Genomic DNA, 10,672 nt, shown 5'->3' with positions numbered 1-10,672 from the left:
GGGATGCCGAACGGTTCGGAATGCCGATGATCCTGCCGTCGGGACAACACATGACAGCATGGCTGTGGGCGGCGATCGCCGTTGCGATTGCCGCCCACAGCCATTGGCGTTCTATTCGAACGGGTACTTCAACCCCCAACGCCCACGGATCTCATCCATAAGCTCCATAATGCGCAGCGTATCGGCGTGAGGCATTTCCGGGCATTCCGTCCGGCCATCAAGAATCGCGTTGGCCGCAGCCGCAACCTCATACTCGTACCCGGTGAGCTGTTCGGGCACCGCGATGCTATGGCGAGGGGAATGATCCGTGTTGTACACGTCGATGCGTTCCGGATTGTTGATATTCGTCACCACCGCATACCCGTTATCGCCGCAGATCACGCCGGAACGGTCCGACGCCACGGCTCTGGAACTGGTCGCGGTTGCCAACAGGCCATCGTCATAGGTCAATACCGTGGTATTCGTGGCATCCACGCCGGTGCTGTACGGCACCATCGTGGTAACGATGTCGGCAATGGAACGTCCATGGTCGGCACCCACCGCCATGTCGATGAAATTCAATGCGTACACGCCCACATCGAGCAGTGCGCCTCCGGCGAGATCCGGATTCGTGATACGGTCGCGCCCATGCAGCTCATAGCTGAGTTCCGCGCGTACTGATCGTATGGTGCCCAATTCGCCGCTATGCACCAGTTCGTTGATAAGATCACGACTCGGCTGGTAGCGTGTCCAGATTGCCTCCGTGGCAAGCAGTCCGGTCTCCTCCGCCACATTGAGCAGTGCCCGAGCCTGCGCGGCATTGGCAGTGAACGCCTTCTCCACCAGCACGTTCCTGCCGGCCTTGAGACACATGATCGCCTGTTCGGCATGGAAATTGTGCGGCGTGGCGATATACACCAGGTCGACATTGTCGTCCGCGGCCATATCCGCATAGGATCCATACGCCGTATCGAATCCGTATTTCGCGGCGAATGCCTCGGCTCGCCCCTTGTCGCGCGCCGCCACGGCATACGGGTGGATCCAGCTGGAATACCGGCTGTCTTCCGCCATTTTCACCAGCGTTGTGGCCATGGTGTTGGCAATCGAACCTGCGCCCAGAATGGCGACATTCACTTTTCTGCCGGTGCGTTCCGCCTCGTCGCGTCTGCCGTTGAGCATACTCATGGTGTTCCTCCTGTACGAATGGATGCCGATGCTCTGATTATTGTATGAGGATTCGCCGATGCATGGCTACCTGTGTGTGCTGCGATCCGCCGTGCCATCATCACGTATTCACACGTAGTGCGGTTGCGTTCGCTTCGTCATGTGGATAGTCATGCGGATAGTCTGCGGATACCGGCGGCCCGGAGCGGCAAGCGGCATGGGAAAGCGGCATGGGAAAGCGGGGTTCGGTGTCGCATGGTGTGGATACAACGGGACTATGAGTGAAGCAATGCAGCCTGTTATGTCTCGTCGCGCCCGTGAGGTGCAACCCTTCCGCGCCATGGTGTTCGGCGAACAAGCCGATCGAATGATCGCCAATGGCATCGATGTCGTCAAACTCAGCCTGGGCGAACCTGATTTCGGCGCGCCACCAGCCGTTCGAGACGCCATGCGCGAACAATATGACGGTCGCGCCCTGCCGTACACCGCGGCCATGGGATTGCCGGAACTACGCCAGGCCATCGCGGATTTCTACCGTGAGCGTCACGATCTGACCATCGACCCCAAGCGTATCGTCATCACCTCAGGCGGCTCGGCGGCACTGCTGCTCGCCACCGCCCTCACCGTCGATTCCGGCGATGAGGTGCTTATCGCCGACCCCTCATACCCCTGCAATCGCGAGCTGGTGAAAAGCTTCGAGGGAACCGTGGTGGACGTGCCCACCAGCGCCGCCACCCGCTTTCACCTCACCCCGGAACTCGTCGCCCAATACCATACCGACCGCACCAAGGCGGTTATGATCACCTCGCCGTCCAATCCCACCGGCACCACCATCGACTTCGATGTGCTCAAGGGCGTGTGCGAGTATGCGCGCGAGCATGGCATGTGGCGCATCGTGGACGAAACCTACCTTGACCTGGCCGATCGCGAACCGGATGGCAGCGAAGTCAAATCCGTGCTCGAATGTGATGATGAGGCGATTGTGTGCAACAGCTTCTCCAAGTTCTTCGGCATGACCGGATGGCGTCTCGGCTGGGTCGTCATGCCCGATGACGACGACGTGCTCGAAGCCGTGGACGACCTGGCCACCAACTACTACCTATGCGCGCACACCCCCACGCAGCACGCTGCGCTCGCCTGCTTCACCCAAGACAGTCTGGATGAATGCGAGCGCCGCCGCCAGGAGCTGCTGACCCGTCGGCGCATTGTGGTCGACGGGCTCAAGCGCATCGGACTGCCGGTGGAGGTGGAGCCGAATGGTGCGTTCTATGCGTATTTCAACATCACGTCCACTGGTTTGGATGCGTGGACGTTCTGCGAGCGCGCGTTGGCCGAGGCGCATGTGGCGTTGACGCCGGGGCGTGATTTCGGTGCTGCGACGGCTGACACGCATGTGCGGTTGAGTTATGCCGCTTCCCAGGAGGCGTTGAGGGAGGGGCTTGATCGTTTGGGTCGCTGGCTGCCTACGCTGTGAGCCGGTTGCGAGCCGGTTGTGATTCGGTTATGAGGGTGTGGCGCGTGGTTTGTTCCGTGCGCTGCACCCTGTCTCGTTCTTGGGGATGAGTCTTGCGGGGCGAATCGTTCCGTTGACTGATGATGGTCGCTGGTGATTCTCGGTACTGTTCACATCAATACGTCGGTAACGACGGTGATGGTGGGGCGTCTGATGGCGTTCCTGTGAGCGAACCGAGGAATGATGAAGAAGGCTTTTTCCGCGTTGGCGATTGCGTTGGCGATTATGGCGGGCGTGGTGTTCGCCGGGTATCAGTGGACGAAGTACCAGTATGGTGGCGAGACCTATTATGCTTTGGTGGACGAGTCTTGGGCTGGCGAGGGGCGGAACCGTGTGGTTGTGCAACGGCGTGGCGGCAAATGGGTGGAGCCTGTTGTGAAGTCTGCGGCGGGGCGTGTTGCGCATGTGCGTGATCTGGTTGTCTACGATGGTGAGGGGCGGCGGAAGGTGTGCACGCTGCCGTTGCATGCCAAAGTCGGTAAGGCTTTGCGGCAGGGTGGTTATGTTTCCGTGGTGCAGTGCCGTCGTGGTTTGATCTGGAAATGCGTTGATAGGAGCGCTGTTCCGTATAAGGCGTTGGAGAGGATCGACGCCTGAATCGATTCGCCGTGTGATTTGGCCGTGCAGCCGTTTGCGTAGTCGCCTGTGCTGTCCGTTCGCACGCGTGCGGTTGCCTGCCATGGACAAGCTGAATGCGGACGCCCGCCGATAGCGGTCGGCGGCAGCCAGAGGCGATCATGCGAACAGGCGTGCGATGGGCCGTTGTTACGGTCGGCCCATCGCACGCCTGTGTTGCTATCTATTAGGCTTTGCCGAGTCCGGTGGAGCTGCTCACTTCGTGTCGAACTTCTGCGCTTCGGGCACGGACCCCAGCGACGATTCGTTGTTCGCCCATTCGGTGGCCCAGCCGTCCACGAATGCGGACTTGACCTTGTCCCACTTGCCGGTGCCCTGCGCGTATTCGACGAGTGCCGAAGCGAGATCATCCTGCCACTGCTGGTCCGGGATCGTGAAGCTGCGGACCTCGGTCTTACCGGCTTCCGTGTAGGCGCGGGCGGCGGCGGTCAGCGGATTGTTCGGCTGGAACTTGTCGGTGAAAGTGGTGAACGGCACGGAGAAGCCCATGTCCTGGGAGAGGATCTTCTTGGCGGAATCGTCGGTCACCATCCACTTGATGAAGTCGAGCGTGGCCTTCTTGTCCTTTTCGGAGGCGTTCTTGTTCACCGCCCAGCTGGCGTCGTACACGCCTGCGGGGCCGCTGTTCTCCTCGCCCTTGATGCCCATGTAGTAGGGGAGCATGCCGAGGTCATCATCGGCCACATCATTGCCCTTGATCTGGGAGTAGGCCCACACGCCGTTCGGGTAGAAGGCGACCTTGCCGAGCGCGAACTCGGAGGTGACATCGTCGTAGGTCTTGGAGCTGATCAGGCCTGCGTCGGTCGGGCTGTTCTTCAGTTCAAGGTCGAACAGGTCCTTGTACTGGTCGAGATACTTGCCCTTGATGGTCTTGGAGAACGTGGTGTTCATATCCTTGTACTCGTAGTACAGCGGGATGCGACCCATGTGCGCGGTGAAACGGTAGGTGTCGGACGAGTCAAGGCCGGGGGTGGCGAAGGCGCCGTCGAGGCCGAGATCGTCCTTATGCTGCTGGATGGACTGGGCGACGGCCTTCAAAGTCTTGTAATCCTTGATGTCGTCGGCGCTTTTGATCACCGCGTAATCCTTTGCGGCGTAGTCCTTGATGATCTTCTTGTTGTAGATGATGCCGTACCATTCGGCCGCGTACGGCAACGTGTAGGAGTTGCCGTCGATGGTGTAGGAGTAGGCCTTGCCTTCGTCGTTGAGCATCTTGAACACGTCGGTGTCCTGCAGCGGCTCGACGTACTTCTGATACTTGGCGAACTGGTCGAAGCCGGACACATTGAACATGGTCGGCGCGTTGGACTTGGCCAGTTCGGAGGTCATGGTCGCGTCGTAGGTGCCGGCCGCGCCGGTCTGCACGTCGACCTTCATACCGGTCTTCTTGGTGTACATCGAGGCGAGTTCCTTGTACTGGTCCACGACTTCGGCCTTGTTGTTCATGAAGTACACGTGGCCCTTGTCGGAGTCGGCACTGTTGCTCCCGCAGGCGGCGAGCGAGAAGCCCATGGCGAGGGATGCCGCCACGGCGACGATCCTGGTGATATTGCGGTTCATTGTTATCTCCTTGTTCTTTCTTCCTTCGTTGGAATGGATGCGACGATGCCGTATCCGGCTTGATCGCGGGTTGCGGTGCGGTCGGACGCGGTTTCGACGGTTCCGGTGGTTTCGATGACTCCAGACGGTCCCGTGGGATGTTGCGAGATCTCGCACGATGTTGTGGAATGTCGAGCGAGCTTGTGCAATCTCGTGAGACCGGGTGGGTGGATGATGGTGGGTGAGATCGGGGCACGCATCATTGCGATGCCTCGACCTCGGGTTCCTCCTGTGGGGTTGTTGTGTGGCCGCCCCGTGTGGAGGAAACGCGGGGCGGGGATGGGACGTATGCCGGGTGATATCGGTTGGGTGACATCACCCGCGGAGCCGGCGGTCGGTCACGGTCGATGACGGTCGGTCGCAATCAGTGACCGTCGGTGACGTTCGGAATGTCAGTCGGAATCGACCATCGGAACGTCAGTCGAGCGACAGCCAGACGGTGGCGTCCTGAGGCAGCTTTCCGTCATCGGTGAGCGGCGCGGATGCCAGCAGGATCTCGCCGTTCGGCAGATCGACGGGCGTCGCGCCGAAGTTGGTGATGGACGCCCAGCCGTTGGAACGACGATAGGCGATCACACCGCCATGCTGGCCGTCGGCGCCATCCGGCAGATCGGAGGCGCGGTCCTCGTCAAGCCATGTCAGCGTCGTATCGGCGGGCATCATCTTGTGACGCAGCTCCAACGCCTTGCGGTACAAGATGAGCATGGAGTCCGGGTTAGCGTCCTCCACGTCGGCGGCATAGTCGGCGAACCACGCCGGCTGAGGCAGATGCGGCTTCTCCGAAGGCGTTCCCGCCTCGGCGTCCATCACACCGGCACCGGCATGCTTGGCCGCGGGGGAGAATCCGAAGGATCCGCCGTTCTCCGCCTTGTCCGAGGCGACCCAAGGCAACGGCACGCGGCAACCGTCGCGACCCTTCTCCGTGTGGCTGCGGGCGCTGTTGAACGCGGTCGGATCCTCCAGCTGATCCCACGGAATGTCGGCCACTTCGGGAAGCCCGAGTTCCTCGCCCTGATACACGTAGGCCGAGCCGGGCAGCGCGAGCTCCATCAGGATTGCGGCACGTGCACGACGGGAACCCTTCTCCCGGTCCTCGGTGTAGCTCGTGCCGTCGCGCAGCAGCCAGTCCTTGGCGAGCTGGTGGTGCGACGAGGCGGGCACCTGCGGCAGGCCGTAACGGGATACATGGCGGGGAACATCATGGTTGCTCATCACCCATGTCGAGGTGGAGCCGGAACGCTCGGCGGCCGCAAGCCCCTCCTCGATGGCGAGGTGCATATCGTCGCGGATCCAATCCTTCTTCGCGAATTCGAAGTTGAACACCTGGCCCAGCTCGTCCGGCGAAGCGTACAGATACTGGCGGTCCGGATGCACCCAGGCTTCGGCCACGGCGAATGCCGGCGGATCGTACTCGTTGAACACCTTGCGCCATTCGCGGTAGATGTCGTGCACTTCATTACGGTCGTACAGCGGGTGGGTGCCGTCCGTGGCGGACATCTCGTCGCCGATGATCTTGAACTTGTCGAGATCATCGCGGTCGAGATCCTTGGCCAGACCGTGCGCCACGTCCACGCGGAAGCCGTCCGCGCCATGGTCGAGCCAGAAGTGCAGCGTCTTGATGAAGTCGGCGCGAACCTCCGGGTTCTTCCAGTTCCAGTCCGGCTGTTCGACGGTAAACATGTGCAGGTACCACTGGCCGTCGGGCACGCGGGTCCAGGCCGAGCCGCCGAAGCATGCGATCCAGTCGGTCGGGGGGAGGTCGCCGTTCGGGCCCCTGCCGTCGCGGAAGATGTAGCGGTCGCGTTCGGGGGAGCCGGGGCCTGCTGCCAGCGCGGCCTTGAACCACTCGTGCTGGTTCGAGGAGTGGTTGGGGACGATGTCCACGACGACCTTGATGCCGGCCTCATGCGCGGTGCGGGCGAGCTTGTCGAAGTCGTCCATGGTGCCGAGCTTCGGGTCGACGTTGCGGTAGTCGTCCACATCGTAGCCGCCGTCGGCGAGCTGGGACGGGTAGAAGGGGCTCAGCCAGATGGCATCCACGCCCAGCTTCTTCAGGTAGGGGACCTTCTCGGTCACGCCGGCGATATCGCCGAGGCCGGAACCGGTAGTGTCCTTGAAGGAACGCGGGTAGACCTGATAGACCACGGCCTGCTTCCACCACAGGGACGGATCGGCCGCGTTCGGGATTCTCTGATCGGTGCTTGCCATCGAAGGCTCCTTTCCATGCTTCGGCGCATGTTGATGACAACGCTTACATTCGCTTTGTGAACTTGTTGAATCGGTGCTTGCTGATGGTGATGCAGGCTACCGTTGTGGGTTCTGTGTTGATATGAATGATAGCGCTTACATTTTTTGCATGCAATCAGCTTTTTGTTCGGCGTGTTTTCCAATGAAATCAATGTTTTCTGTATTATGGAAGCGGTAAACAAAATACGGGAGGTGACGGTATGGCACGAGCTACGATCGCGGATGTGGCCAAACTGGCGGGTGTGTCCCAGGCGACGGTGTCCCGCGCATTGCGCGGCATCGACAAGGTCACGCCAGCGACTCGCCGGAAGGTGCTGGACGCGGCGGACCGTCTCAATTTCACGCTGCTTAAAAGCGCTTCGGCCTTGGCGTCCGGCAAAACCATGCGCATCATCCTGCTCAGCTCGGGCAAACTCAACGAATGGTTCAACTCCAACGTGCTGCAAGGCGCGTACGAGGTGCTGACGCCAGAAGGCTACGACGTTTCCCCGGCCTCCATCATCGGCAAGGATGAGGCGGACCACTATTTCGCCGAACTTCCCAAGAACCGCAACGCCGACGCGATCATCATCTCGTCCTTCCAACTCGATGCGGCCATGCGTGAACGGCTCAAGGCCATCGACATGCCCACCATCGGCGTGAACATCCCCTCGGAATCCTCCTGTGACGCATCCGTCGGCATCGACAACTTCGACGGTATGTCCAAAGCCGTGCGGCTGCTGAAATCGCTGGGGCATGAACGCATCGCGTTCGCCATCGACTACATTCCGCAGGACATGGTCTACAACACGAGCCAGCGTACGGAAGCCTTCCTCGAAGCCGTCGAGCAGAACGGGTACGGCGAGGATGGTGCCGCCATCGTTTCGGCCGATGAGCATCCGCAGTCGATGAGCAGGCCGCAGCTTGCCGCCGAATTGGTCGCCAAACTGCTGTCGTTGCCGCAGCGGCCGACCGCGGTGTGCGTGGAAACCGATCAGGTGGCGATCGCGCTTGTCAAGGAGCTGAAGCATCAGCATCTGCGCGTGCCGGAGGATATTTCGGTCATCGGCTTCGATGATGCGGATATCGCCGAGGCGGCCGATCTGACCACCATCCGCCAGAATCCGCTCGAACTCGGACGCGCCGCCGCACGCAAGACGTTGCAGCTGCTCAAAGACGAGCCGGTGGATGATCCGCACGAAGCGCAGGAACCGGTGCTCGTGCTGCGTGACACCACTGGCCGGGCGACGCGGGACGAGGCCTGACCTGTCCGTGTCGTGCCGTTTCGTCCGTTTCGTCTGATTTCGGGGGAGGCTTGGCTGGCTCTCCGTTCCTTATCTTCCGTTTCCTTCGTATCCCCCCATCCTCATTTTCAGACAGAATCCGGCATATTCTGTCTGACTTCGGTTTGGACTGGCCGAATCCGACGGGCATGAAAAAGCTTAAGAAGGATAAGGCTCGAGAAGGCGCGAGAAAGCTCAAGAAGTCGGATAAAGCGCAAAAGGCATAAAAAGTGCCCCAGATAGGAATCGAACCTACGACACCTTCTTTAGGAGAGAAGTGCTCTATCCACTGAGCTACTGGGGCAACAGCGTTTATATTGTACACGCATCACGGCTGATTCGATGACGTTCCGCGTTTTCCGTCTGTCGGCGCTCGCGAAAATCAGCGTAAAGTCGTTACGCTTAGGGCGTAACGGCGAGGTGGCTGCGCGTGAATCGTTGGTGGGAATGGTCGGCGTGGCGCGGTTCCTGATTGTTGACGCGGGTAAAGTATCTACGCGGTGCAAGGCGTTACACGTGTGCCGGATGAAGCAGCGGTCGGAGTGAAAGGGAAGCATGGCCTCCTCTCGGAACAACGGAAAAAGCGGTGGGAAGTCCGCTGGGCGGAAGACCGGTACCAAATCGGGGAACAAGATGACCAAGCCGAGCGTCAAAACAGGCAAGTCGAATGGCAACTCCAAAGGCATGAGCGCCAAGGCGTTGCGGAAGAAACGCAGGCTGACCGGTGCTTTGGCAGGGCTATTGACAGTCGTCATGATCGCCGAAATCGTATTGCGTCTACTGTCCGCCGATCTGCAGGCGCTGCCATACATACCGATCATTCTGCTGTTCGTTCCCTGGTTCATCCTCGTCGGTGCGCTGGCATCGGGACTTGCGGTGTTCTCGCGGCGGCCCGTGGTGGCGCTGCTCGCTTTCGCCTGTCTGGGCGTGAACTGCTGGTGGCAGTACCCGTTCTTCTCTCCCACGCATCCGCTGTCGGTGGCGGCGACCTCCGCAGTGGCGCATTCCATCGCGGACACGGACGATCAGTACGCGCGTGTGATGACGTTGAACGTGTACAAGGGTGAGGCCGACGCGCAGACCATCGTCGACTTGGTGCGTGAGGAGCGCGTCGAGGTGCTGGCGTTGCAGGAAACAACCAACGATTTCGTGGAGCAGTTGAAGAACGCGCATATCGAAACATATCTGCCGTATTCCCAGGTTTCCACGATGGATGGCGCGTACGGCAACGGACTGTGGTCGGCGACCCCATTGGCCGAGCCCGTGGATGATGCGGTGAATTCGAGCGCGTCGTTCATGCCGGGCGGCACGGTGCAGTTCTCCGGCGGGCAAAAGGCGGTGCGCTTCGTGTCCGTGCACACCACGTCGCCGAGGCAGGGCGATTGGCGGCAGTGGAAGCGGTCGTTGGATGAGCTGGGATTGAAGCGGGGCGATGAGGGGACCCGATACGTGTTCATGGGCGATTTCAACGCGACGATGGATCACGCGTCGATGCGTGAATTCCTTGGTGCGCGATTCCGTGATGCCGCGTATGGTTCGGGTCATGGGTTCGCGTTCACCAGTCCGACGAACCTGTTCGCGGTACCGGCCGTGGCCGCGGTCGATCATGTGGTGGTCGATTCCGATATGACCGCCGGTCAGGTTCAGGTGAAGCGGATCACCGGTTCCGATCATGCGGCCCTGCTCGCCACCATCGATGTAGGCCGCTAGTCGATCTCCCGCCTTCTGTTCTTCTTTGTTTCTTTCGTATTTCCCTATCTGTTTCTTGTTTCCCTATCTGTTTCGTATTTCCCTATCTGTTTCGTATTTCCTCCTATTCCTGTTTCTTATTTCCCTATTTGTTTCTTTCTTAACCCCCTTATTCCTGTTTCTTTACCCCTTCGTCTTTATCCTTGTTTCTTTACCTCTATTCCCCCTAGTCCCAGCGAGGCCATTTGGCGACTGCGTCTCCGTCTATCTACGTTGAGTGGCCGTAGGCGTAGCCATTTGGCGAACCCATTTCCATTTGTCTACGCTGGCAAGCTCTCGGCGTAGTTATTTGGGGATGCCGTCGCCGTTTGGCTGCGTTGAGCGGCCGTGGGCGTAGCCAAACGGAGAACCCGTCTCCATCTGTCTACGTTGGCGGGCGCTCGGCGTAGCTATGCGGGGATGCCGTCTCCGTTTGGCTGCGTTGAGCGGCCGTGGGCGTAGCCAAACGGAGAACCCGTCTCCATCTGTCTACGTTGGCGGGCGCTCAGCGTCGCTATGCGGGGTGCTGTCGCCGTTTGGTTAC

7 protein-coding genes and 1 tRNA gene are annotated in these 10,672 nt (G+C 60.3%); 4 read left to right on the top strand and 4 right to left on the bottom strand.

The annotated features are described in order from the left end of the window. Window positions 1-111: 111 nt before the first annotated feature. On the bottom strand, window positions 112-1,164 hold the full coding sequence (locus tag BUB29_RS05370; protein ID WP_033522238.1) for a Gfo/Idh/MocA family protein: 1,053 nt from the start codon (window positions 1,162-1,164) through the stop codon (window positions 112-114). A 280-nt stretch (window positions 1,165-1,444) separates the two neighbouring features. Between BUB29_RS05370 and BUB29_RS05365 the strand changes: the two genes are divergently transcribed. Together BUB29_RS05365 and BUB29_RS05360 are read left to right on the top strand one after the other, a co-directional pair. After that, window positions 1,445-2,617, top strand: a complete 1,173-nt coding sequence (locus tag BUB29_RS05365; protein ID WP_173552411.1) for a pyridoxal phosphate-dependent aminotransferase — start codon at window positions 1,445-1,447, stop codon at window positions 2,615-2,617. Window positions 2,618-2,836: 219 nt separating this feature from the next. After that, window positions 2,837-3,253, top strand: a complete 417-nt coding sequence (locus BUB29_RS05360; RefSeq protein WP_143155161.1) for a hypothetical protein — start codon at window positions 2,837-2,839, stop codon at window positions 3,251-3,253. Between the two features lie 234 nt (window positions 3,254-3,487). Here BUB29_RS05360 and BUB29_RS05355 read toward each other — a convergent pair whose 3' ends face one another. Both BUB29_RS05355 and BUB29_RS05345 read right to left on the bottom strand, forming a co-directional pair. Further along, window positions 3,488-4,852 (bottom strand): ABC transporter substrate-binding protein, encoded by a 1,365-nt coding sequence (locus BUB29_RS05355; protein ID WP_033522235.1) that lies wholly within the window; start codon window positions 4,850-4,852, stop codon window positions 3,488-3,490. Window positions 4,853-5,308: 456 nt separating this feature from the next. Then, on the bottom strand, window positions 5,309-7,099 hold the full coding sequence (locus BUB29_RS05345) for a glycoside hydrolase family 13 protein (RefSeq protein WP_052109169.1): 1,791 nt from the start codon (window positions 7,097-7,099) through the stop codon (window positions 5,309-5,311). A 239-nt stretch (window positions 7,100-7,338) separates the two neighbouring features. On the opposite strand from BUB29_RS05345, the gene BUB29_RS05340 reads away from it, so the two are divergent. Further along, entirely contained in the window at window positions 7,339-8,382 is a 1,044-nt protein-coding gene (locus BUB29_RS05340; protein ID WP_033522231.1) for a LacI family DNA-binding transcriptional regulator, read from the top strand. Between the two features lie 249 nt (window positions 8,383-8,631). Here BUB29_RS05340 and BUB29_RS05335 read toward each other — a convergent pair. Then, window positions 8,632-8,704: transfer RNA gene (locus BUB29_RS05335), tRNA-Arg, on the bottom strand. 251 nt (window positions 8,705-8,955) lie between these two features. On the opposite strand from BUB29_RS05335, the gene BUB29_RS05325 reads away from it, so the two are divergent. After that, window positions 8,956-10,110: an endonuclease/exonuclease/phosphatase family protein gene (locus tag BUB29_RS05325; RefSeq protein WP_033522227.1), complete on the top strand. Its 1,155-nt coding sequence runs from the start codon at window positions 8,956-8,958 to the stop codon at window positions 10,108-10,110. The last annotated feature ends 562 nt before the right edge of the window (window positions 10,111-10,672 follow it).

It is taken from the genome of Bifidobacterium merycicum DSM 6492 (assembly GCF_900129045.1).
Classification (GTDB): domain Bacteria; phylum Actinomycetota; class Actinomycetes; order Actinomycetales; family Bifidobacteriaceae; genus Bifidobacterium; species Bifidobacterium merycicum.
The sequence above is the reverse complement of the archived record's forward strand: the minus strand, read 5'-3'. Positions and strand labels throughout refer to the sequence as shown.

Coding starts and splice junctions, on each gene's coding strand:
- BUB29_RS05370 (WP_033522238.1), bottom strand. CDS start 1,164: ATGAGTATGCTCAACGGCAGACGCGACGAGGCGGAACGCACCGGCAGA.
- BUB29_RS05365 (WP_173552411.1), top strand. CDS start 1,445: ATGTCTCGTCGCGCCCGTGAGGTGCAACCCTTCCGCGCCATGGTGTTC.
- BUB29_RS05360 (WP_143155161.1), top strand. CDS start 2,837: ATGATGAAGAAGGCTTTTTCCGCGTTGGCGATTGCGTTGGCGATTATG.
- BUB29_RS05355 (WP_033522235.1), bottom strand. CDS start 4,852: ATGAACCGCAATATCACCAGGATCGTCGCCGTGGCGGCATCCCTCGCC.
- BUB29_RS05345 (WP_052109169.1), bottom strand. CDS start 7,099: ATGGCAAGCACCGATCAGAGAATCCCGAACGCGGCCGATCCGTCCCTG.
- BUB29_RS05340 (WP_033522231.1), top strand. CDS start 7,339: ATGGCACGAGCTACGATCGCGGATGTGGCCAAACTGGCGGGTGTGTCC.
- BUB29_RS05325 (WP_033522227.1), top strand. CDS start 8,956: ATGGCCTCCTCTCGGAACAACGGAAAAAGCGGTGGGAAGTCCGCTGGG.